The 21,395-nt window shown below is 74.2% G+C and carries 21 protein-coding genes; 9 read left to right on the top strand and 12 right to left on the bottom strand.

The features are described 5' to 3' along the window. The 4 genes from C2142_RS32320 to C2142_RS32305 all read right to left on the bottom strand — a co-directional run bounded on the left by C2142_RS32320 (position 1) and on the right by C2142_RS32305 (position 5,025). Positions 1–945 carry an ABC transporter permease gene (locus C2142_RS32320; RefSeq protein WP_148646356.1) on the bottom strand — a complete coding sequence of 315 codons (945 nt, stop codon included), beginning with the start codon at positions 943–945 and terminating at the stop codon, positions 1–3. Between the two features lie 3 nt (positions 946–948). Beyond that, on the bottom strand, positions 949–2,535 hold the full coding sequence (locus C2142_RS32315; protein WP_148646355.1) for an ABC transporter substrate-binding protein: 1,587 nt from the start codon (positions 2,533–2,535) through the stop codon (positions 949–951). Positions 2,536–2,649: 114 nt separating this feature from the next. Beyond that, positions 2,650–3,963 (bottom strand): ROK family transcriptional regulator, encoded by a 1,314-nt coding sequence (locus C2142_RS32310; RefSeq protein WP_148646354.1) that lies wholly within the window; start codon positions 3,961–3,963, stop codon positions 2,650–2,652. Positions 3,964–4,068: 105 nt separating this feature from the next. Continuing rightward, on the bottom strand, positions 4,069–5,025 hold the full coding sequence (locus C2142_RS32305) for a TauD/TfdA family dioxygenase (protein ID WP_148646353.1): 957 nt from the start codon (positions 5,023–5,025) through the stop codon (positions 4,069–4,071). A gap of 537 nt (positions 5,026–5,562) precedes the next feature. On the opposite strand from C2142_RS32305, the gene C2142_RS32300 reads away from it, so the two are divergent. Both C2142_RS32300 and C2142_RS32295 read left to right on the top strand, forming a co-directional pair. Further along, a complete protein-coding gene (locus tag C2142_RS32300; RefSeq protein ID WP_148646352.1) occupies positions 5,563–5,955 on the top strand; it encodes an SDR family oxidoreductase in 393 nt (130 codons plus the stop codon). Positions 5,956–5,976: 21 nt separating this feature from the next. Beyond that, positions 5,977–6,801, top strand: a complete 825-nt coding sequence (locus tag C2142_RS32295) for an SMP-30/gluconolactonase/LRE family protein (protein WP_148646351.1) — start codon at positions 5,977–5,979, stop codon at positions 6,799–6,801. Positions 6,802–6,847: 46 nt separating this feature from the next. Here C2142_RS32295 and C2142_RS32290 read toward each other — a convergent pair whose 3' ends face one another. After that, a complete protein-coding gene (locus tag C2142_RS32290) occupies positions 6,848–7,078 on the bottom strand; it encodes a hypothetical protein (protein WP_148646350.1) in 231 nt (76 codons plus the stop codon). A gap of 301 nt (positions 7,079–7,379) precedes the next feature. Here C2142_RS32290 and C2142_RS32285 point away from each other — a divergent pair, with 301 nt between their 5' ends. Continuing rightward, the gene (locus C2142_RS32285; protein WP_148646349.1) at positions 7,380–7,871 is read left to right on the top strand and encodes a cysteine/serine endopeptidase inhibitor; all 492 of its coding nucleotides are present in this window, start codon (positions 7,380–7,382) and stop codon (positions 7,869–7,871) included. 237 nt (positions 7,872–8,108) lie between these two features. Beyond that, entirely contained in the window at positions 8,109–9,521 is a 1,413-nt protein-coding gene (locus C2142_RS32280; protein ID WP_148646348.1) for an FAD-binding oxidoreductase, read from the top strand. Positions 9,522–9,576: 55 nt separating this feature from the next. On the opposite strand, the gene C2142_RS32275 is transcribed toward C2142_RS32280, so the two are convergent. From C2142_RS32275 to C2142_RS32265, 3 genes are all read right to left on the bottom strand, one after another. Continuing rightward, positions 9,577–9,960, bottom strand: a complete 384-nt coding sequence (locus C2142_RS32275) for a YciI family protein (protein ID WP_148646347.1) — start codon at positions 9,958–9,960, stop codon at positions 9,577–9,579. 103 nt (positions 9,961–10,063) lie between these two features. Further along, positions 10,064–10,534: a hypothetical protein gene (locus tag C2142_RS32270; protein WP_148646346.1), complete on the bottom strand. Its 471-nt coding sequence runs from the start codon at positions 10,532–10,534 to the stop codon at positions 10,064–10,066. A 68-nt stretch (positions 10,535–10,602) separates the two neighbouring features. Beyond that, the gene (locus tag C2142_RS32265; protein ID WP_148646345.1) at positions 10,603–11,589 is read right to left on the bottom strand and encodes a zinc-binding dehydrogenase; all 987 of its coding nucleotides are present in this window, start codon (positions 11,587–11,589) and stop codon (positions 10,603–10,605) included. A gap of 108 nt (positions 11,590–11,697) precedes the next feature. Between C2142_RS32265 and C2142_RS32260 the strand changes: the two genes are divergently transcribed. From C2142_RS32260 to C2142_RS32240, 5 genes are all read left to right on the top strand, one after another. Next, entirely contained in the window at positions 11,698–12,042 is a 345-nt protein-coding gene (locus C2142_RS32260; RefSeq protein WP_148646344.1) for a helix-turn-helix domain-containing protein, read from the top strand. A 74-nt stretch (positions 12,043–12,116) separates the two neighbouring features. Next, positions 12,117–12,410, top strand: a complete 294-nt coding sequence (locus C2142_RS32255; RefSeq protein WP_148646343.1) for a hypothetical protein — start codon at positions 12,117–12,119, stop codon at positions 12,408–12,410. A gap of 234 nt (positions 12,411–12,644) precedes the next feature. Beyond that, positions 12,645–12,974 carry a hypothetical protein gene (locus tag C2142_RS32250; protein WP_162002607.1) on the top strand — a complete coding sequence of 110 codons (330 nt, stop codon included), beginning with the start codon at positions 12,645–12,647 and terminating at the stop codon, positions 12,972–12,974. Continuing rightward, on the top strand, positions 12,971–13,516 hold the full coding sequence (locus C2142_RS32245; RefSeq protein WP_162002606.1) for a thioesterase family protein: 546 nt from the start codon (positions 12,971–12,973) through the stop codon (positions 13,514–13,516). The genes C2142_RS32250 and C2142_RS32245 overlap by 4 nt, the downstream gene beginning before the upstream one ends. A 443-nt stretch (positions 13,517–13,959) precedes the next feature. Next, positions 13,960–14,628 carry a hypothetical protein gene (locus C2142_RS32240; protein ID WP_148646341.1) on the top strand — a complete coding sequence of 223 codons (669 nt, stop codon included), beginning with the start codon at positions 13,960–13,962 and terminating at the stop codon, positions 14,626–14,628. Positions 14,629–14,656: 28 nt separating this feature from the next. Here the strand turns inward: C2142_RS32240 and manA are convergent, their stop codons facing one another. The 4 genes from manA to C2142_RS32220 form a co-directional block, all read right to left on the bottom strand. After that, on the bottom strand, positions 14,657–15,883 hold the full coding sequence (manA, locus tag C2142_RS32235) for a mannose-6-phosphate isomerase, class I (RefSeq protein ID WP_148646340.1): 1,227 nt from the start codon (positions 15,881–15,883) through the stop codon (positions 14,657–14,659). A gap of 100 nt (positions 15,884–15,983) precedes the next feature. Then, a complete protein-coding gene (locus C2142_RS32230) occupies positions 15,984–16,928 on the bottom strand; it encodes an ROK family protein (RefSeq protein WP_148646339.1) in 945 nt (314 codons plus the stop codon). A 79-nt stretch (positions 16,929–17,007) separates the two neighbouring features. Next, positions 17,008–20,076 carry a glycoside hydrolase family 38 C-terminal domain-containing protein gene (locus C2142_RS32225; RefSeq protein ID WP_148646338.1) on the bottom strand — a complete coding sequence of 1,023 codons (3,069 nt, stop codon included), beginning with the start codon at positions 20,074–20,076 and terminating at the stop codon, positions 17,008–17,010. A 47-nt stretch (positions 20,077–20,123) separates the two neighbouring features. Then, positions 20,124–21,395 (bottom strand): glycosyl hydrolase, encoded by a 1,272-nt coding sequence (locus tag C2142_RS32220; protein ID WP_148646337.1) that lies wholly within the window; start codon positions 21,393–21,395, stop codon positions 20,124–20,126.

Below are 21,395 nucleotides of genomic sequence, written 5' to 3'. Positions count from 1 at the left end.
TTACTCCCACCGGATCCGGGGGTCCAGCCATGCGTACACCAGGTCGGTGAACAGCTGGACGGCGACGTAGACGGCGACGATCAGCAGCAGGAGGTCCTGCACGACGGGGTAGTCGCGGCGGATCACGCCCTGCTCGATCAGCTGGCCGAGCCCGGGCCAGGCGAAGATCCGCTCCACCAGGACGGCTCCGGCGATGAGTTGTCCGACCTGGAGGCCGAGCACGGTGATCGCGGGCGGCAGCGCGTTGGGCAGCGCGTGCTGCCAGACGATCCGCCGGCGGGAGACGCCGAGCGCGGTGGCGGTGCGGACGTAGTCCTCCGCGAGGGCGCGTTCCACGCCGTCCTTGAGGTAGCGGGCGAGGACGGCGGCGCTCGGCAGGGCCAGGCAGAGGGCGGGCATCAGGAGGTACTGGACGGCGAGGTCCGGCTGGTCGAGCAGCGATTCGTGGCCGCCGGCCGGCAGCAGGCCGAGGGTGACCGCGAAGAGCAGCACCAGCAGGACACCGGTGACGAACGGGGGCACGGCCAGGACGGCCGTGGTGAACGCCTGGACGGCGGCGGCGACCGGGCGGCGCCGGGTGGTGGCGCCGAGCACGCCCAGCGGCAGCGCGATCACGATCACCAGGAACAGGGCGCCGAGGGTGAGTTGGGCGGTGGCGCCGAGGCCGTTGCCGATCAGGTCGGCGACCTGCCCGCCGATCGCGTAGCTGGGCCCGAGGTCCCCGGTGACGAGGTGGCCGAGCCAGGCGGCGTACTGGGAGAGCAGCGGCTGGTCGAGGCCGAGCCGGGAGCGGATGGCGGCGACGGCCTCCGGCCCGGCGTCGGGGCCGGCCAGCGAGGTGGCCGGGTCGCCGGGGATCAGCCGGAGGATGAGGAAGACGAGGAAGGAGGCGAGGGCGAGGACGAGCAGTCCGGAGGGCAGCCGCTTGAGGAGGAAGGTGCGCATCTGTCAGGCCGTCAGGTAGGAGTCGTCGAGGTTGAGGTAGCCGAACTTGTTGAGGTCGACGCCGCGGACCTTGCCGCCGGCGACCTCGACCAGGCCGGCGATGGCGAGGTCGATCACGAACTCCTCGTCCAGCAGCACGTCGGTGATCTGCTGGTAGAGCGCCTTGGCCTCCGGGCTGTCGCTGTCCGGCCGGTTCCAGGCCTTCTGGACGATGTCGGTGTAGGCGGGGGAGCTGAAGTGCGAGCTGTTCCTGGCCTCGTTGAACGGGTAGGCGCTCACCGCGAGGGTGGCGGGGTGGAGTTGGGCGAAGCCGTGGCTCAGCGTCCAGAGGGCGGGCATGGTCTGGGAGATGAGCTGCTTCTGCATGGTGGGCGAGTCGGTCGGCTGGAGCACCGTCTCGATGCCGACCTGCTTGAGGTCGTACTGGAGGATCTGCGCGATCGCGGTGGCGCCGGGCTCGTTGGAGTGCGCGAAGGGCAGGGTGAGCGTGGTGAGGCCGGCGTCCTTGAGCAGGGCCCGGGCCTTGTCCGGATCGTGGCTGTAGCGGCCGGCGCCGGCCTCGCTGTACGCGGGCGAGGACTTGGGCCAGGGGACGGAGGAGACGGTGCCGTAGCCGCCGAGCGCCTGCTGAACCAGCCGGTCGCGGTCCACGGCCCAGGCGATGGCCTGCCGGACGCGCTTGTCGCTCACGTGCTCGGCGGTGAGGTTGGCACCGATGTAGTAGGCGCCGGAGCCGGTGTCGTACTGCTTGATCCGGAACTGCGTGTCGCTCTTGAGGGTGGCCACGTCCTTGCCGCGGACGCTGTAGGAGAGGTGGGTCTGGCCGGTCTTGAGGGAGGAGAGCAGCGACTCGGCCTGCGGGACGATCCGGATCTCCACCCCGTCCAGGTAGGGGCGGCCGGCGTTCCAGTACTTCTCGTTGCGGGCGAAGGTGATCGAGCTGCCGGGCTTGCGCTCGGTGAGGGTGAACGGCCCGGTGCCGACCAGCCTGGTGCCGGCCACGGCGTCCTCGACGGTGGCCGAGTCCGGGATGATCATGAACTCGAAGAGGTCGAAGAGGTTGCTGACCGGATGGGCGAGGACGAGGGTCAGCTCGAAGTCGCCGTTCTTGCGGAAGTCGGTGACGGTGGCGGCCGTCGAACGGAGCTGGGCCGAACGGGCCGGGTTCTGCAGGTTCTTGACCGCGAACACCACGTCGTCGGCGGTGAACCTGCGGCCGCTGTGGAAGAGCACGTCCTCGCGCAGCTTGAGGGTGATGCTGGTGCCGTCGGCGGCGGTCTGCCAGGAGGTGGCGAGCTCGGGCTGGGGTTGGAGCCTGTCGTCGTATCTGGTCAGGGTGTTGAAGACCAGGCGCTGGACGAGGGTGTTGGCGCTCTGGGCGAAGAGCAGGCTCGGCGTGAAGTCGACGCCGGTGCCCACCGTGAGGACGCCGCCCCGGCGCGGGCCCGCCGATCCGTTCGCGGCGGAGGAGGCGGTGTCCGCGGCCGAGCGGCAGGCCGCCAGCGTCAGCAGGCCGGCTCCGGCGAGGCCCCCGCGCAGCAGGACGCGGCGGGAGAGGCCGGGGGCGGAGGGTGTGGTGAACGCGGTCATGGCGGGTCCTTCGGAGGGGTGGCGGGTGCGGTCGGGCGGATGTCGGGGCGGACGGTTGTCGGGTGGACGGTTGTCGGGGCGGACGGTTGTTCTCGGGGTGCTCCCGGGAGGTGGTCAGAGCGGTTGCCCCGGCCCCACCGGGGAGGCCTGCGCGGCGACGGTCATCGCGTGCAGCGGCCGGGCGTACAGCACGCCCAGGACGGCCGCGCCGGCCGCCACCGCGAGCGCGTCGGCGCCGCGGCTCTGGGCGATCAGCAGGTCGGCGTCCCGGCGCAGGTGGGAGCGGCGGGCGAACTCGGTGCGGACCACGTCCAGGTAGGCCGGGTCGAGCACCGCGAAGGTCTCGGTGAGCACCAGCAGGTCGGGGTTGACGACGTCCGCCAGCAGTGCGAGGGCGCGGCCGACGACCTCGGCCCGGCGGCGGACGAGGCGGTCGGCCCGCGGGTCGCCGGCCCGGACGGCGGCGATCAGTTCCGCGCGGTCGGGCCGGGCGGTGATCCCGTCGGCGGCCGCCGCCTCGAACAGGGTGGTGTCCGAGGCGGCGACCGCGAGACAGCCGAGCCGGCCGCAGTGGCAGAGCGCGTCGCTGTCGGGCACCGGCAGGTGGGCGACGTCTCCGGTGGCCGAGGCCGGTCCGAGGTGGACCGTGCCGGCCACCGCCAGCGCCGCGTCCACCACGTGGCCGACGAAGAGCTGCACCATCGAGCGGCGTGCGGCCGGGTGCCCGAAGAGGATCTCCGCCTGGGTGAGCGCCCGGGCGTGGTTGTCCACCTGGACCGGCAGCCCGGAGGCCCGGGACAAGAGGTCGCCCAGCGGCATGTCCCGCCACTGCAGGGGATCGTGACGGACCGTCATGCCGCGCTCTGGGTCCACCGTTCCGCCGGTGACCGCGCCGAGCGCGACCACCCGCCGGCCGCCCGGCACGGTGGCGAGCAGCCGGGGCAGTCGCTCCAGCAGCGGCCGGAGCACGGCGTGCCCGGTGCGTCCCCGGTTGCTCAACTCCTTCCGGTAGAGCACGTTTCCCCGCAGGTCGAGCAGCGAGAAGGTGGTGTACGGCACCCCGATGTGCAGGCCGGCCACCGCGAGCCGCCCGGTGTCGACGTCGACCGGCACCTGCGGCCGGCCCACCGTGCCCGCCCCGCCGCCCGTCAACTCGGGCCGCTCGCGGAGCAGTCCGAGCTGTACGAGGTCCACCACCTGCCGGGACACCGCGGACGCGCTGAGTCCGGTGAGCGCGGCGACCCGGCTGCGGGCGATCGGTCCGTGGTCGAGCACGGCCCGCAGGACGGCGGCGGCGTTGACGTCCCGGCGGTCGTCCCCGATCCTGCGGTCTTCACCGAGGCGCCGTTCGTCCCCGAGGCGCCGTTCGTCACCGAGGCGTCGTTCGTCCCCGAGGGGCGGGGCGGGGTGGGCGAGCGTGTCGGGCATCGGGGGCCTTTCGGGGCGGCCAGGGGCGATCGGCGGGAGTTCGGTGCGGCGTTGGTGGGGCCTCGGCGGGCTTCGGTGAGGCTTGGCGGGGCGGTCGGCCGGCGCTCAGGCCTGGAGGGCGGCCTCCAGTTCCTCGGCCGGGACGAGTCCGGCCACCTTCGGCGGCTCGGCCGGCTCCAGCAGGCGGCTCGGGGTGCCGTCCACGCCCACCGGCAGGTCGCCGTCCAGGGTGATCCGGCGGACCAGGCGCGGCTCGTCGCCGTAGTCGTTGACGGCGTAGTGCTGGGTGGCGCGGTTGTCCCAGACCGCCACGTCGCCGACCTGCCACTCCCAGCGGACGGTGTTCTCCAGACGCTCGATGTACCGCTGGAACAGCGCGATCAGGGCCCGGCTGTCGGCTCCCGACACGCCCTGGATCTTCTGCGCGAACGCGCCCAGCAGCAGCGTCTTCTCGCCGGTCACCGGGTGGACGCGGACCAGCGGGTGCTCGGTCTTGAACGCGGTGGAGACGAACACCTGGCGGAACAGCTTGGCGACCTCGGCGTTGTCGGCCAGTTCGGGCTTGAGGGCCAGGCTCGCGGCGTAGTCGTAGTCGTTGGTGTGAACGGCCCGCAGGCTCTCGGCCAGCACCTTCAGCGGCTCGGGGAGGTCCTGGTAGGCGGCGACGGTGTTGGCCCAGACCGTGGAGCCGCCGGCCGGCGGGAGCTCCAGTGAACGGAGGATGGACGCCTTCGGGTAGGACGGGACGAAGGTGACGTCGGTGTGCCAGTTGTTGGCGCGCACGCCCTTGGTGGCGTCCAACTCGAAGATGTAGCGGCCGTCGGCGCTGGGCACGGTCGGGTGGCCGACCGGCTGGCCCAACAGGCGGGCAAACGCCTCGTGTTCGGTGTCGTCCAGGTGATCCTGGCCGCGGAAGAAGAGCACCTTGTGCGCGTGGAGGGCGGCCTCCAGGGCGGCGACGGTCTCGGCGGGCAGGTCGCCGCCGAGGCGGACGTCGTGCACGATCGCGCCGATCCGGCCGGCGGCGGGGGTGAGGCGCAGTTCGGTGAGGGCGGTGGTCATGGTGGTACCTCGGCTTTCGCGTGGTTGCTCGGCGTAACTGGCCAGGAGCGGGTGGGTGTACGGCAGAAGAGGGTGCGCGCCGGCCGTGCGGGTGTGCGGCAGGGCGTCGGCGCTGCGCGGAGTGCGCGACTGACGGGGGAAGCGGGTGACGCTGGACGTCAGAGCGCGACGGCTCACCGTGCGGCGAGCCGATCCGGTCGGGTCGTCAGGGGATCAGGGGATCAGGGGGCTCAGACCTGCACCAGGTGCGTGTCGAGCACCCGGGTGCTGAGCATCTGAGCGTTGAGCATCCGGGCGTTGGGCGTCCCGTCGTCCAGCAGGTGAGCGTTCAGCGACAACAGCGGCTGCGGCAACGGCCGCAGCAGGGGCGGAAACAGGCAGGGCACTGGACACGGCGAACGGTGGTCATCGGCCCTCCTTCCGGCGTGCTGCGAGTGGGCCCGGCGCTCATCGTGCTGAACGTCGAGGCCCGCTGTCAATCGCCGTTTTGCCTGCTGGGCAGGGGTGTTGCCGCAGTGTGACGCCCCGTTGCGGCCGATGGCCGGACGATGGCGGGCAGGCTTCACGACGGCATTCGACCTTGTTGCGGCCCTGTCGGAGTTATTAACTCTCGGAGCGGAAGAAACTCCGGAGCGGCCGGGCGGCGGCCTGACCCGGGCCGCCGCCGTCGAGTGGGGGCCGCGCGGGGTGCGGTGCAATGCCGTCGCGCCGGGGGTCGTCCCGGTCGAGCGCAACCGGCACGTCTGGACCGACCCGGAGACGAGCGCGGCCATGCTGCGCGCGGCGCCGCTCGGCCGGTTCGGCAGCGCGGCCGAAGTGGCGCGCGTGGTGGCCTTCCTGGCCGGTGGCGATGCATCCTTCGTCAACGGTGCCTGCCTTGCGGTGGACGGCGGGATGACCGCCATGCCGCCCGAGGCCCTGCTGCGTTGAGACCCCCCGAGGAGAAGCCCCATGCATGCCGAACCCGTAGCCGACACCCCGCGGCTCGCCCTGGGCGAGGGCCCGTGCTGGGACGCGACCGCCCGACGCCTGTACTGGATCGGCATCAAGGACCGGCGCCTGCTGACCCTGGACCCGTCGAGCGGTCGCGTCACCGGGACCGGGCTCGACGTGACCCCGGGGGCGTTGATGTTCCGGCCGGACGGCCGGCCGGTGCTCGCCACCGAACGCGGCTTCGAGCTGCTCGACCCCGCCGGCGGCCGGACCACGCTGCTCGCCCCGGTCGAGGCGGACCGGCCGGAACGCCGGATGAACGACGGCGCCTGCGACCCGTACGGCCGCCCGGTCGCCGGCACCATGCAGCGGTCGGAGCCGTGGCGGCCCGGCCCGCTCTACCGGCTGGAGGCCGACGGGACGGCGCGGCCCGTCCTGGGCGGACTGTCCGTCCCCAACGGCCTCGCCTGGCCGGAGCCGGACCGGCTCTGGCACATCGACACCCCGACGCGGCGGATCGACCTCTACGAGTACCCCGAGCACGGCCCGGTCGGCCCGCGGATCCGCTCGCTGGACGTCTCCCACCTGCCGGGTCTTCCCGACGGCATGACGCTCGACGCGGCCGGGAACCTCTGGGTGGCGTTCTGGGGCGGCGCCGCCGTCCACTGCCTGTCGCCGGCCGGGCACGTGCTCGCCACCGTCGGGCTCCCGGTGCCGCGTGCGACCAGCTGCACGTTCGGCGGCCCGGACCTCCGCACGCTCTACATCACCACCGCCAGGACGGACGAACACCCGCTCTCCGGAGCCCTGTTCGCGCTTGACGGGGTCGGGGTCGGGGGGTGAGGACGTGACCGGAGCCGGGCCCGGCCGCCGCGGGTGACCGTCGTCCTCACTGCCCCAGCAGGCGGGCGAAGTCGAGCCCGAGGCCGCCGAGGACGGGCAGCGCGCCGAGGTCGGTGACGGCGCCGACCGGGATGCTGTAGCCCTGGTTGGCGTCCCGGTGCGCGGCGGCGGGCACAGCGACGGCCGCGACGGCCGGGGTCAGGCCGGCCGGCACGGCGGAGCCGAGGAGCGCGGTGGTGACGGCGGTGGTGAGGACGGGGCGGAGCGCGGGTTGCACGGGGCCTCCTGGGGGTGCGGAACGTGCCCTGTGAACGCGCTACCGGCTCTGCGGTCACGTATCGTCCCGCCTTCGGCTGTGTTCGTAAAGCATCCTGATTTGTGTTCATGACAACACTTCAAAGGTCTGGACCTCGTTGGCAGGATCGGCATAGCGTCCTCCCGTGGGCGGGCCGGATGTACTCGAACTCCGCCGCGCCGCCGGTGAATTGACCTGCTCAGAGAACCTCGCAGGCCCCGGTGCTGCTCCCCGGCCCCGCCCGTGCTCGGTATGCCGTCCGCACCAAGAACCGGAGGGAACCATGCGAGTCGTCAAGAACATCAGGAGTGCCCGCATCCTGGCCGGCGCGCCGCTCGCCGCCGCCGCGCTGATCGCCCTGACCGCAGGCTCGGCCAGCGCCGCGATCCCGATCAACAAGCCGATGAGCGGTAAGGCCACCTACTACAACGACGCCGGCTTCGGCGCCTGCGGCACCCAGATCAACGCCGGCAACCAGATGCTGGTCGCCGTCTCGCACACCTGGTGGACCACCGCCAATCCGAACAACGACCCGTTGTGCAAGGGCATTTCGGTCAAGGTGACCTACCAGGGCAAGACCGTCACCGTGCCGGTCAGGGACAAGTGTCCGTCCTGCGACTCCACCCACATCGACCTGAGCCAGCCCGCCTTCGCCCGCCTCGCGCCCTTGGGCAAGGGCGTGCTCACCGGTCTCACGTGGCAGTTCGTCAAGACCGGGTTCGCCGGCGAGACCATCCCGCTGTCCGCACCCGTCGAGGGCTCGACGATCGGCTAGCACCGGGGGCAGGGCGCCGAACGGCCGGGCTCCGGACAGCAGGGCGCCGAGCAGCAGGGCGCTGAGCAGCAGGGCGCAAGGCGTGGCGGCGGACGGGCAGGGCACCCGGCCCGTCCGCCGCCACACGGCCTGACAGGTTGCAGGGCCCGGCGGCCGGATACTGGCAGCGTGGTGGTGGTCCGCGCGGGAGGGCGCGGCGTAGCGTCCCCGGAGATCACCGAGCGAAAGCAGGTTCCCGTGGCCCGCAACGGCGAAGACACCCCGGCCGTCAACGGCGGCGTCTCCTTCTGGTTCGCGCAGGGCGGCCTGCCCGTGCCCAGGCCCGCACTGCCCGGCGACGCGGACGCCGACGTGTGCATCGTCGGCGGCGGGTACACCGGGCTCTGGACGGCGTACTACCTGAAGAAGGCCGAGCCCGGGCTGCGGATCACCCTGCTCGACCAGCGCTTCTGCGGGTACGGGGCCTCCGGGCGCAACGGCGGCTGGCTCTACAACGGCTTCGCCGGACGCTCCGCCTTCGCCCGCCGGTACGGGCCCGGCCCGGCCGCCGCCATGCAGCGGGCGATGGACGAGGCGGTCGGCGAGGTGGCCGACACCGCCGAGGCCGAGGGCATCGAGGCGGACATCGTCCGCGGCGGCGTCCTGGAGGTGGCCCGCACCCCGGCCCAGCTCGCCCGGCTCCAGTCCTTCGCCGCCGCGGAGGCCGCCTACGGCCCCGACCGCATCCACCTGCTGACCGCCCGCGAGACCGCCGAGCGGCTCCGCGTCGCCGGCGGCCTCGGCGGCACCTGGACGCCGTACGGCGCGCGCATCCAGCCGGCCAAGCTGGCCCGCGGACTCGCCCGGGTGGTCGAGGCGCTCGGCGTGCGCATCCACGAGGAGACCCGGGTCACGGCCATCCACCCCGCCGGACCGGGCCGCCGCGCCCGCGCCGTCACCCCGCACGGCACCGTCACCGCGGACCACGTGCTGCGCGCCACCGAGGGCTTCACCGCCGGCCTCAGCGGCGAACGACGCACCTGGCTGCCGATGAACTCCGCGATGATCGCCACCGAGCCGCTGCCGCCCTCCTTCTGGGCGGCCGCCGGGTGGGAGGGCCGCGAAGTCCTCGGCGACTTCGCCCACGCCTACATGTACGCGCAGCGCACCGCCGACGACCGGATCGCCCTCGGCGGCCGCGGCGTTCCCTACCGCTACGGCTCGCGCACCGACTCCGACGGCACCACCCAGCCGGCCACCGTCCGCCAGCTGCGCGCCATCCTCGACAGCTTCTTCCCCGCCGCGGCCGGCGCCCGGATCGACCACGCCTGGGCCGGCGTCCTCGGTGTCCCCCGGGACTGGTGCGCCACCGTCGAACTCGACCACACCACCGGCCTCGGCTGGGCCGGCGGCTACGTCGGCAGCGGCGTCACCACCACCAACCTGGCCGGCCGCACCCTGCGCGACCTCGTCCTCGGCCGCGACACCGGACTCACCCGGCTGCCCTGGGTCGGCCACACCGTCCGCCGCTGGGAGCCCGAACCGCTGCGGTGGATCGGCGTCCACGCCCTGTACGCCGCCTACCACGCCGCCGACCACCAGGAGTCCGCCGGCCGCCCCACCACCTCGCCCATCGCCCGCCTGGCGGACGTGGTGTCGGGTCGGGGGTAGGGGAGCGCGGCGGGTGGTGCCGGCCGGCGCGGGCGGGGGCCGCGCCGCCGGCCGGTCAGGCGCCGTCCATCCCGAACGAGTCGTGGACCGGCCGGACCTCGACCGCGACGACGTGGAAGTCGAGGACCCGTTCGGCGATCGCGCGCGCCCGTTCCGGGGTCGCGCAGTCGATGACGTAGTAGGCCGTCAGCTGTTCGGCCGTCCCGGTGAGCGGCCCGTCCGCCGCCTCGGCCCGGTCGGCCGCCCCGGGCCCGTCGGCCCGCCACCGGATGGCCGTCGTGTCCCGGGGGTAGGCCAGCCCGGCCCCGTTCAGCAGCTCGCCCGTGCCCGTCAGGTCCCGGTGGAGGGCCTCGTGCCGGCGGAAGACCTCGGCCCGCTGCGCCCCGGACATCGCCTCGGTCGCCGCCGGATCGGCGTACATCAGCACCATGTACTTCATGCTGCGATCCTCGCACCGGCCCGCCGCACACGGGCGGACGTGCACGGCCCGCCGCCCGGCGGCGGACCCGGACACGGACGGGCGTCGCGCGGTGTGCGGGCGGTCAGGGCGTGCCGGTGCCCACGTCGCGGACCCAGACGGGGAAGGGCGGGATCTCGGGTTCCGGGGCGTCGGGGTCGCAGGGCTCCAGGTCGTCCATGAGGACGATCCCCGGCAGGTCGTCGGCCAGGAAGGCGGCGACGACCGGTCCGAGGTCGTCGGACGGTACGTGCGCGCCGCCGAACGGCAGTCGGGTGCGCGGCACCGCGCCGGTGGAGCAGCGCAGTTGGCCGGCCTGCTCGTCGTGCCAGACGTAGAACGTGGCCGGCCCGGCGTAGCCCGAGGCGTGGATCCGGGCGCGCAGGGCGTCGGCGGTCCGCTCGAAGGCGGCCACCACCTCGGGTACCGACAGCGACCGCCGGTCCTCGTCCTCGGTGCTCAGCCACCAGGTGTTGGTCTCGGTCTCCTGATGGCGGTCGGCGGGCTCCAGGAGCAGGGGTTCGTCCGCGATCTCCGCGATGTGGGTCAGCAGCACCCCGGCAGTCTCCCGGCCGGGGCGGCGCGGTGTCGAACCGGTTCCTCCGGCCGCCCCGGGGCCGTCGCTCAACTCCCGACGCGCACCACGTACTTGCCGGTGGCGCGGCCGGCGGCCATGGCGTCGTGGGCGGCGGGGACGTCGGCGAGGCCGGGCAGTTCGGTGACGGGCAGGGTGAGCCGGCCGTCGGCGAGCAGGTCGACGACCCGGGAGACGGCCCGGCCCAGCCGGGCGGGGGCGGTGGCGGCCAGGCCGCGGTGGCTGAAGCCGGTGACGGTGAGGTTTCCGGCGAGCAGCCGGGAGACCGGGGGCAGGGCGCCGACGGCGCCGCCGCCCGCGTTGCCGAACAGGACGATGCGGCCGCCCACCGCGGCGAGGTCGAGGTCGAGCTCCAGGGCCTCGGTGCCCAGCGGGTCGAGGACGAGGTCGACGCCGCGCCCGTCGGTGGCGGCCCGGACGGCCTCGCGGAGCCGCTCGTCGCGGGCGTACGCGTGGTGGTAGCCGGACGCCTCGGCGGCGGCGGCCTTCTCGGGGCGGCCCACCGTCCCGATCAGCCGGCCGCCGCCGAGCAGCGGCACCAGCTGGGCGATCGCGCTGCCGATGCCGCCGCCGGCCGAGTGCACGAGGACGGTGTCCCCGGCGGTGAAGCGGCCGGCGTCGGTCAGCAGCAGCATGGCGGTGGCCAGGCCGAGCGGGGCGGCCGCGGCCTCGCGCAGTGCGAGCCCGGGCGGGACCGGGACGGTGAGGGCGGCGTCGGCGACGACGACCTCGGCCAGGCCGCCGCCGGGCGGGGCGGCGACCACGCGGTCGCCCACGGCCAGGCCGGTGACCCCTTCGCCCACCGCCCGGACGGTCCCGGCGACCTCCTTGCCGGGCAGGTGGGGCCAGCCGGAGTCGTACGCGGCGTCGCCCCGGCGGGTCATCACGTCGACGAAGTTCAGGCCGGCGTAGGCGACGTCGACCGCCACCTGGCCGGGGCCGGGTTGCGGTGCGGCGATCTCCTGGATCTCCGAGTTCTCGGCTCCACCGGGTGCGGTCATCACCAGTGCGCGCATGTCGGGCCCCCTCAGCTACGATGTTCGACGAACTACGAAATTGCTGCGGCACATTGGTACCACGCAGTTTCGATGATTGTCGAACATGAGCGACCGGGAGGTCCGTCCGTGCCCCGTAGCACCCGCCGCAAGGCGCCGCTCGCGCACCCCGCGACCGGGGAGATCGACCTGTTCGACGTGCTGCACGCGCTGTCCGACGCCACCCGGATGACCATCGTGAGCATCCTGCGCGCCGAGCCCGAACGGGCCTGCGGCACCTTCCCGGTGGACGTCGCGCCCTCCACCCTCAGCCACCACTTCAAGGTGCTGCGCGAGGCGGGCGTGGTCCGGCAGCGCGAGGAGGCCAACCGCCGTCTCACCGCCCTGCGCGCCACCGACCTGGAGGAGCGCTTCCCCGGCCTCCTCGATGCCGTCCTCGCCGCGTACGCCCGCACCGAGGACGCCGCCGTCTAGGACGGCCCTACTCCGCCCGCTGCCCGCCGGGCGCCGGGTGCCTGCCGGAGCCGGGCGGGCACGACCTCGTGCCGGTGCTCGCCGCGCCCGGCCGGTTCTGGGCGAGTGCCACCGCGCACCTGTGGCAGTACGGCCCGGCGGGCGGGCGCTTCACCCGGGTCCCCCTCGGCAGCGAGGAGGACGGGCGGGATGTGAAGAGCGTCGGCGACGAGCCGGGTGCCGGACGGCTGCTCACCGCGGCCCCCGACCACGCCGGACCGTGCTCCTGGTGCACCTCGGTGCTCACCTTCCATCGCCCGGACGGCACCCGCGTGTTGCGCGGCACGCACCTGTACGAGGCACGCCGGTGGGCCGGTTGGGGCGCCTGAGCCGTGATCACTCAGGGTGACCGCCGGGGCGGCATTCGGCTGATGCGGCAGATTTTATGCCCCGCCAAACTACTCCAATGGTGGGCAGTTTCCCGCTGGGCTCCGTAAACCCTGCGATGACATGGCCGGGCTGGGATAGCGTCCGTTGCACCGGGGGGTGCGCGATCCGCGCTCGAACCACTCCGGCGTACTCGAACGAATTCGATCATGCCGTAAATCTTTCGGGAGAAAACCGTGCTCAATTGCCTTTCGGAAATCCGGCCGGGCGCCGTCGACGAGCTGCGGCTCGCCGTGGACTCGCTCGCGGCGTTCCCGGCCCGGGGTGGGGTCGACGGTGCCGACGTCGCCGTGATCGAGCGCCTGGCGGCGGTGGCCGAGCTCTGCCGGGCCGTCGACGGGATGCTCGACAGCCTGGTCGTCCAGGCCGCCGCCGAGGCCGCCGAGGAAGGGTGGACCGCCGCCCGGATGGCCTCCGAACACGCCGTCTACTACGCCAGGTTGCAGCGGGCGCTGCTGCCCGCCGCGGCCGGCGGCCAGGGCGACGCCGGGCTGAAGAAGCAGTGAGCGCGTCGCACTCCAACGCGCATGTCCTGACCTGCCCCACCCGGTGGAGTGACGTCGACGAGAACGGGCACATCAACAACGCCCGGCTGGTCTCCTACGTCCAGGAGGGGATCTACGACCTCTTCCGCCACCACGCGGTCGCCGTCCGGGAATCCCTTTTCCCGTCCGGATTCCTGATCGCACGGCATGAGATCGATTACCTGGAGCAGCTCCACCACGCATCGGAGCCATTGCTGGTACGGCTGACCGTGGAACGGCTCGGCCGTAGTTCCGCGCATGTCGAGGTGAATGTCTGCCGCGATCCGCTGACGTATATGCGGGCACGCACCGTGGTGGTCGCGCGGGACCGGGAGTCCGGTCGCTCCCGCACGCTCAGCGACTCCGAGCGGCGGTTCCTCGAAGCGTTCGCGCCGGGTGGGACCGCGGCCGACCCGCTGCCCCCGGCGCCGGCCCACCGGGTGGCGGTGAACGTCCCGCGCGGCGCGGGCCAGGCCGCCCCGGTGCACCGCACGCGCAGACGCTGCCGCGCCTCGGCGCGCTGACGGCGGCGCGTTCACCGACGGCGACGCCTTTCGCCGACAGGACCGCCTCCGCGGACAGCACCGTCTTCACCGACGGGGCCGCCCGGACCGACGGAGCCGCCTCCGTCGACGAGGCTGCCGGTACCGACGACGCTCCCGGCATCGACGAGGCCGCCGGGAACGGGACGGCAACAGCAGTAGCCATGACAGCAGTGACGCCGACAGCGGCAACGGAGCCGCCGTCCGTGGCGCGCTGGGACCGGGGCTCCGCCCGGGACGCACCGCAGGGGTGGCGCCGCTCGATCGAGCGGGCGCCTCCCGTGGTCGCCGGCCCGGCGGAGCCGTTCTGCTGCCCGGCCCGTGAACGCCGGTGGCCCGCCGGGGAGGCCGGGCGACTTCACACAGGAGGAGTTGAGTACCAGTACTCAGGCGCCGCCCGGTTGCGGCGGAGCAAGCTGTGGATCATGACGAGCAGTCCTCAGCAGACCGGACGGGGCCGGAAGGCCGCCCTCTACGTGACCGTCGGCGTGATCGCGGTCGGTGCGGTGTTCCTCGCCGGGGTCAAGGTGATCGGCGCCTGGACGGGCACCCCGTTCCCGTCGGCCGACCCGGCGGCCACCGCCCGGCGCTTGGACGCGCAGACGCAGGAGGTGTACGACGCCCTCGCCCTCCCCGGTGCGGCACTCAACCCGCAGTGGCCGGGCGGGGGCACGGAGGCCAACATCTACGACTGCCACCCGCGGGGGCTCGCCCACTTCGTCGACAATCTCGCCGACACCCAGCCCCGTGAGCCCGGGACGGCCGTCATCAGCACGGAGTGGGCACTCGCCGGGGTCACCCGCCCGCAGGCACTGGACGCGTTGCGACGCGCCAAGCAGGCCCTTGTTGGGAAGGGTTGGACCGTGACCAGCCACGACGAGGCCGTCGAGGACGTCACCCTGCGGCTGGCGCCACCGCGCGACGGCGACGGCGTCGGCCACCGGGTCGTGGTCAGCCTCTACCCGAACGGCAACCTGTCCGTCGCGGCGATCTCGGAGTGCGTCCGCTACCCCGCGGGCACGCGCGTGACTCAGGAGGGAGCGCCCTACGACCTGCCCGACCCGGTGGCACCCGCCCAGCTCCGAGGCCGGTGAGCCCGGCCGGTGAACGCGGCCTCCCTGGTCAGCCGCCCGTGGTGGCGCGGAACAGCTGCGCGCCGGTGCCCGTGAGGTGGACGGGGCCGCCGCCGGGGCGCAGGAAGGCCGACCCGCCTGCGTGCAGGGCCAGTCGGCGGCCGTCGGGGGTGCCCAGGACGGCTCGGCCGGCCGTGCAGAGCAGGATCTGCGGGGCGTCGGGCAGGTCGATCCGGGTGGGAGTGCCGGTGGGGCGGAGCCGGGAGAGGCGGAACTCCGCAGCGGGGGAGCGGAACACCTCCTCGACGCCCCCGGCGACCGGTTCGGCGGTGAGGATGCCGGGCTCGCCGGTGCGGAACGACGTCACCGCCAGCAGGCCGTCCACGTTGAGGTGCTTGGCGGTCAGGCCGCAGCGCAGGACGTTGTCGGAGTTCGCCATCAACTCGACGCCCAGGCCGTGCAGATAGGCGTGCGGCACCCCGGCGTCCAGGAAGAGGGCCTGTCCGGTCCGGAGCCGGACGTGGTTGAGCAGCAGTGCCGCGACCAGGCCGGGATCGCCGGGGTAGTCCCGGGCGGCCCGTGCGTAGGCGGCGCAGGCCGCCGCGAACGGCCCGCCGCCGTCCGCCACCCGGTGCAGCGCCCCGGCGAGGGAGGCCAGCTCGGCCGGGCCGGGGCGGACGTCGGCCAGGACGTGCCGTAGCAGCGCGGGCAGCACCTCCCCGGCGGGGCGGCGCCGTAGGGCGGCGGCCCAGGGGGCGAGCAGCGGGACGGCCAGTTCGTCCATCAGGCGGGCGGTGGCGGCGGCCGGGCGGAACCCGCAGAGGGCTTCGAAGTCGCCCAGGGCGCAGATCAGTTCGGGTTTGTGGCCGCGGTCGCGGAAGGTGCGGTCCGGGGCGTCGGGCCGGATGCCGCGGGCCTCCTCGGCGGCGTGGCCGGCCTCGGCCTGAGCGCGGGTGGGGTGGACCTGGATCGAGAGGGCGCGCTCGGCCGCCAGTACCTTGAGGAGGAAGGGGAGTTCCGGTCCGAAGCGCTTCACCGTGTCGGTTCCGAGGTGGCCCTCCGGATCCTCGGCGACCAGCTCGTCCAGCGGGCGCGGCCCGTCGCCGTCGTCGAGCCGGGACGGCGCCGACGGGTGGGCGCCCAGCCAGAGTTCGGCCTGCGGACCGCCGGTGGGCGCGGTGCCGGTGAGCGCGGAGATGGCGGTCGTGGATCCCCAGGCGTAGTCGCGGACCGGGTTGGCGAGCGGCGCGAACGGGGGACGGGTGGCTGCGGGCATGCGCGTTCCCTCCGGGGCGGCTGACGGCAGGCGGGGGTGGGTGACGGCGGGCGGGGGTGGGTGACGGCAGGCGGGAGTCGTCAACGGCAGGCGGGGGTGGTCAACGGCAGAGGGCCGCTGCGCCGATCAGGCCCGCGTCGGCGCCGAGTTCGGCCGGACGGACGTCCAGCCCGCGGACGTAGGGCAGCACGGCGTACCGGTCGAGGTGGCGGGCGAGCGGGTCGAACAGGACGGCGCCGGACTCGGCGACCCCGCCGCCGATCACCACCCGGTCGAGGTCGACCAGGGCGGCGGTGGCGGCGATCCCGGCGGCCAGCGCCTGGGCGGCCCGGTCGAAGGAGGCCAGGGCGACCGGGTCGCCGGCCAGCGCGTCGGCGGCGACGGCGCGGGCCGAGCGGTCCCCGCCGGACGGGCGCCAGCCGTGGGTGAGGGCGCGCCGGGCGATCGCCGTGCCGCTGGCCAGGCCCTCCAGGCAGCCGCGGGAGCCGCACGGGCAGGGGTCGCCGTCGAGGTTGACGGTGATGTGGCCGAGGTGCCCGGCGTTGCCGCTGGGGCCGGGTCGGACGGCACCGTCGAGGATCAGCCCGGCGCCGACGCCGGTGGAGACGACCAGGCAGAGCGCGTTGTCGGCGTCGCGGGCCGCGCCGCGCCAGTGCTCGGCGGCGGCCATGGCGACGCCGTCGCCGGCCAGCGCCACGGGCAGTCCCGCCCCGGCCACGGCGGGGTGGGCGGCGGCCTCGGCGACCAGCGGGAACTCCCGCCAGCCGGGGATGTTGACGGGGCTGACCGTGCCGTGTCCGAGGTCCACCGGTCCGGCGCTGCCGATGCCGACGGCGGTCACGGCGGCCCACTGCGGGGCCGCGGCGAGGTGGTCCAGCACCCGGTGCACGACGGCCAGCACGGCCGCACCGGACTCCCCGGCCGGAGTGGGGAGTTGAACCCGCTGGGAGAGTCCTCCGCGTTGGTCGACGAGTGCCCCGGCGATCTTCGTCCCGCCGATGTCGACGGCGGCGAACAGCGGGGGAGCGGACGGCGGGACGGTCATCGCGGGTGGCTCCGGGGCGGGAGGGCCCCCGCCCTGGGCGGGCGGGGGCGGCGGGCTGGGCAACGGACAGCGCAGGAGGCTAGGCGGAAGCGGACGCGGGCGCGGAGGCGGACGCGGGCGTCAGCCGAAGCGTGACCAGCTCGAACGGCCGCAACGACAGGGACACGCCGCCCCCGTCCACCGTGACCTCGCCGCGGGTGCCGTCCCACGGCCGCTCCAGCAGGTCGCAGGGCACTGCCCCGGCCAGCGGGAACGAGGTGGTGAGCCGGCCCCGCGCGCGGCCGCCGTCGGCCTCGTAGACACGGACGACCACGTCGCCGCTGCCGTCGTCGGCCAGCTTGACCGCGCTCACCACGAGCGTGTCCTCGTCCAGCTCCACCAGCGGCCGGACGGCGTCCACGGAGCCGGTCACCCGCCGCTCGGGCAAGCTGATCAGGTAGCCCTCGCGGACGGCGTCGGAGATTCCGGCGCCCGGCACCAGCGCGTGCCGGAACCGGTGCAGGCCCTGGTCGGTGCGCGGGTCGGGGAAGCGCGGCGCGCGCAGCAGCGAGAACCGGACCGTCGTGGTGGTGCCGCCGTCGGCGTCGCGGACCGTGCGGGTGACGTCGTGGCCGTAGGTGGAGGCGGTGACCAGCGCGACGCCCCAGCCGGGCTCCTCCAGGTGGACGAAGCGGTGGTTGCAGGCCTCGAACTTGGCCGCCTCCCAGCTGGTGTTGGTGTGGGTGGGCCGGTACAGGTGGCCGAACTGGGTCTCGGCGGCGTACCGCTCGGTGTGCACGTCCAGCGGGAAGGCCGCCTTGAGGAACTTCTCGGTCTCGTGCCAGTCCACCTCGGTGTCGATGTCCAGGCGCCCGACGCCGGCGAGCAGGGTCAGCGTCTGGACGACCGTGGACGAGCCGAAGGAGCGTTCCACCCGGACGGCGACGGCGTCCGGGGCGTCCGCGACCACCGTCAGCGAGTCCGCCGCCGTCAGGTCGGTGACGGTGTTGCGGTAGAACTGGTCCACGTCCCAGGCGTCCCACATGTTCGGGAAGTCCGGGTGCAGTTGGAGCAGGTTGGCACGGGCGCCGGGGGCCACGGTCTCCCGGCCGGTGGCGAGGTCGACCGCCGAGACGACCAGGCCGTCACCGTCCACGGCCACCGAGAGCAGCCCGTTGGCCAGCACGAACCCGCCCGCGGCGCGGGCGGCCACCGAGCAGCCGGCCGGCGCGTCCGGCACCGCGGCGCCGCCCGCGGGCACCGCCGAGCGGCGGTGCGGGGCCGCGTTGAAGACCAGCTCGCGCCCGCCCGCGGCGTCACCGGCCAGCGCCTGCTGCGCCCGGCCGATCAGCGCCTCCAGCTCCGCGGCCAGCCCCGCGTAGGTGGCCTCCGCCTCGCGGTGCACCCAGGCGATCGACGAGCCGGGCAGGATGTCGTGGAACTGGTGCAGCAGCACCGTCTTCCAGATCCGGTCCAGCTCCTCGTACGGGTAGGGCAGGCCGGTGCGCGACGCCGCGGTGGCGCACCAGAGTTCGGCCTCGCGCAGCAGGTTCTCGCTGCGCCGGTTGCCCTGCTTGGTCTTCGCCTGGCTGGTCAGCGTGGCACGGTGCAGCTCCAGGTAGAGCTCGCCCACCCAGACCGGCGGCTGCGGGTACTCGGCCTGCGCCTTCTCGAAGAACTCGGCGGGCCGCTCCCAGCGCACCGTCGCCGAGCCCTCCAAGTCCCGCAGGCGGGCCGCCTTGGCGACCATCTCGCGGGTCGTGCCGCCGCCGCCGTCGCCCCAGCCGGTCGGGGCGATCGAGTGCCGGGCGACGCCCTTGTCCTTGAAGTTCCGCGCGGCGTGCGCGATCTCCTTGCCCTTCATGGAGCAGTTGTAGGTGTCCACGGGCGGGAAGTGCGTGAAGATCCGCGTCCCGTCGATGCCCTCCCAGAGGAAGGTGTGGTGCGGGAACTTGTTGACCTGGCTCCACGAGATCTTCTGCGTCAGCAGCCACTTGGAGCCCGCGTTGCGGATGATCTGCGGCAGGCCGCCGGTGAAGCCGAAGGTGTCCGGCAGCCACGCCTCCTGGTTCTCGACCCCGAACTCTTCCAGGAAGAACCGCTTCCCGTGGACGAACTGACGGGCCATCGCCTCCGAGGAGGGCATGTTGGTGTCGGACTCCACCCACATGCCGCCGGCCGGGACGAACCGGCCCTCGGCCACCGCCTTCTTGACGCGTGCGTACACCTCGGGCCGGTGCTCCTTGATCCAGGCGTACTGCTGTGCCTGGGACATGGTGTAGACGAAGTCCGGCTCGTCCTCCAGCAGCGCCGTCATGTTGGCGGTGGTCCGGGCGACCTTGCGGACGGTCTCGCGCAGCGGCCAGAGCCACGCCGAGTCGATGTGCGCGTGGCCGACCGCGCTGATCCGGTGGGCGGACGGTACGGCGGGCGCGGCGAGCACCTCGGCGAGCTGCGAACGGGCGGCCGCGGCGGTGCCGTTGACGTCCTGGAGGTCGATCGCGTCGAGCGCCCGCTCGACGGCGCGCAGCACGTCCCACCGGCGGGCGCCCTCGACCGGCAGCTCCTCCATCAGCTCGCCGAGCACTTCGAGGTCGATGACGAGCTGCCACACCGTCTCGTCGAAGACCGCGAGGTCCATCCGGGCCAGCCGGTACTGCGGCTGCTCCCCGGCGGTCTCACGGTCGCCCAACTCGGTGGGCAGGAAGGGGTGATAGTCGAGGATGACCGGGTTGGACGCGGCCTCGACGTGCAGCTCGACCTGCTCGCCGCCGGCCGCCGGGGCGGCGATCCGCACCCACTGGTTCTGCGGGTTGAGGCCCTTCACCGGGGAGCCGTCCGGGCGGTAGACCAGGCCCTCGCACTGGAAGCCCGGCATGTTGGCGTCGAAGCCGAGGTCGATCAGCGCCTCCACCGTCCGCCCGGCCCACGCCTCGGGCACCGTGCCGGTGACGGTGATCCAGCTGGTGCCCCACGGCGCGCCCCACGCGTCGCCGACGGCGATCGGGGTGCGCGGCGCGGCCAGGCCCTCGGCGACCGGGACGGGCTCGCCGGGCGCCGTCCAGACCGACACCTCCAGCGGAACGGAGGCGGGGTACACCGCCGGGCGGATGCGCTCGTCCAGGACGCGCTTGAGACGGGACTCGACCAGGGTGCGGTCATCGTGCATGGCGGAAGGCTCCGTTGCGTGACTGGGGGTCGGGTGGGCGGTGATCGTCAGCGTACGTCGTCGGGGTGGAGCACCTCGGTGATCCCGCGGGCGGCCAGGTGGGCGGCGTCCCCGGCGCGCTCGGCGAGCACCGTGGTCGGCCGGGCGCCGTCCTCGGCGAGGCGCATGAACGCCTCGAAGACGGGGCCGCCGGGGGCGCAGACCGAGCGCTTGGGCGAGGTGACCTCGTCGCCGGTCGCGACCACCACCGCGGTGGTGCGCGGCAGGGGCGGCCGCCAGCCGGCCCGCACCCGCGCGGCGACGTCGGCGATCCGGGCCCCGGCCGGCTTGACCCGCCGGTCGGTGGTGAGCAGGCCGAGGCCGTACTCCAGTTCGGGGAAGTCGGCCAGCGAGCGGTCCACGTCGTGCGAGCACCACCAGGTGACGCCCCAGACGTCCGGGCAGTCCAGCACGGCCGCGACGGTGTCGCCGGTGAAGCGCGCGGCGTCCCCGGCGGTGATGTGCGGGGCCGGCGCACCGACCTCCTGGAGCCAGACCGGGCGGTGCGGGTCCTGCGCCCAGGCCTTGGCCAGCTCGACCAGGTACGCGGCGTGCTGCGCGGTGGCGGTGGAGTGCGCGCCGTAGCGCTGCGCGGTGCCGTTGAACACCCAGGAGTGGACGGCGGTGGCCGCGCCGATCCGGGCCGAGTGCCAGGGGGTGAACGGGTGCTCGTCCAGGTACCAGGCGGCGTCGTAGGAGGCGTGCAGGTTGAGGCGGCCGGGCGCGCCCTGCTCGCAGGCGTCGAGCATCCGGCGCAGCCAGGCGTCGACCTGCTCGGGGGTGGCCAGGTCGGGGTCGGGGTGCGGCTCGCCGGAGAACTGGTTGACCTCGTTGCCGACCGTCATGCCCAGGAAGTTGGCCCGGCCGTGCAGTGCCCCGGCCAGGGTGCGCAGGTAGGCGGCCTGGCCGTCCACCACGTCCGGGTCGGTGAACATGTTGCGCCGGTGCCAGCTCTGGATCCACGACGGCTGGAAGTCGAAGCTCGACAGGTGGCCCTGGAGCCCGTCGACGGCGACGTCCAGCCCGCGCTCGCCGGCGGCGTCCACCAGCGCGGCGAGCTGTTCGACGGCGCGCGGGCGGATCAGGGTGCGGTTCGGCTGGAAGACGGGCCAGAGCGGGAAGACCCGGACGTGGTCCAGGCCGAGCGCGGCGACCGAGTCGAGGTCGGCGCGGACGGCGTCGAGGTCGAAGTCGAGCCAGTGGTGGAACCAGCCCGCGGTCGGCGTGTAGTTGACGCCGAAGCGGGGCGGACGGGGAGCGGGGTGCTGGGCGGCGGTCAT

Source organism: Streptomyces sp. CB01881 (assembly GCF_002953255.1).
Taxonomy (GTDB): domain Bacteria; phylum Actinomycetota; class Actinomycetes; order Streptomycetales; family Streptomycetaceae; genus Kitasatospora.
Note: the sequence above shows the minus strand (reverse complement) of the source record. Positions and strands in the feature narration are given on the sequence as shown.

Bases quoted from the DNA above. Each gene is read 5' to 3' on its own strand.
- C2142_RS32230 (WP_148646339.1), bottom strand. From the start codon at position 16,928: ATGACCGTCCCGCCGTCCGCTCCCCCGCTGTTCGCCGCCGTCGACATC.
- manA (WP_148646340.1), bottom strand. From the start codon at position 15,883: ATGCCCGCAGCCACCCGTCCCCCGTTCGCGCCGCTCGCCAACCCGGTC.
- C2142_RS32225 (WP_148646338.1), bottom strand. From the start codon at position 20,076: ATGCACGATGACCGCACCCTGGTCGAGTCCCGTCTCAAGCGCGTCCTG.
- C2142_RS32305 (WP_148646353.1), bottom strand. From the start codon at position 5,025: ATGACCACCGCCCTCACCGAACTGCGCCTCACCCCCGCCGCCGGCCGG.
- C2142_RS32310 (WP_148646354.1), bottom strand. From the start codon at position 3,963: ATGCCCGACACGCTCGCCCACCCCGCCCCGCCCCTCGGGGACGAACGA.
- C2142_RS32240 (WP_148646341.1), top strand. From the start codon at position 13,960: ATGACGAGCAGTCCTCAGCAGACCGGACGGGGCCGGAAGGCCGCCCTC.
- C2142_RS32265 (WP_148646345.1), bottom strand. From the start codon at position 11,589: ATGCGCGCACTGGTGATGACCGCACCCGGTGGAGCCGAGAACTCGGAG.
- C2142_RS32285 (WP_148646349.1), top strand. From the start codon at position 7,380: ATGCGAGTCGTCAAGAACATCAGGAGTGCCCGCATCCTGGCCGGCGCG.
- C2142_RS32220 (WP_148646337.1), bottom strand. From the start codon at position 21,395: ATGACCGCCGCCCAGCACCCCGCTCCCCGTCCGCCCCGCTTCGGCGTC.
- C2142_RS32315 (WP_148646355.1), bottom strand. From the start codon at position 2,535: ATGACCGCGTTCACCACACCCTCCGCCCCCGGCCTCTCCCGCCGCGTC.
- C2142_RS32300 (WP_148646352.1), top strand. From the start codon at position 5,563: ATGGCCGGACGATGGCGGGCAGGCTTCACGACGGCATTCGACCTTGTT.
- C2142_RS32320 (WP_148646356.1), bottom strand. From the start codon at position 945: ATGCGCACCTTCCTCCTCAAGCGGCTGCCCTCCGGACTGCTCGTCCTC.
- C2142_RS32275 (WP_148646347.1), bottom strand. From the start codon at position 9,960: ATGAAGTACATGGTGCTGATGTACGCCGATCCGGCGGCGACCGAGGCG.
- C2142_RS32295 (WP_148646351.1), top strand. From the start codon at position 5,977: ATGCATGCCGAACCCGTAGCCGACACCCCGCGGCTCGCCCTGGGCGAG.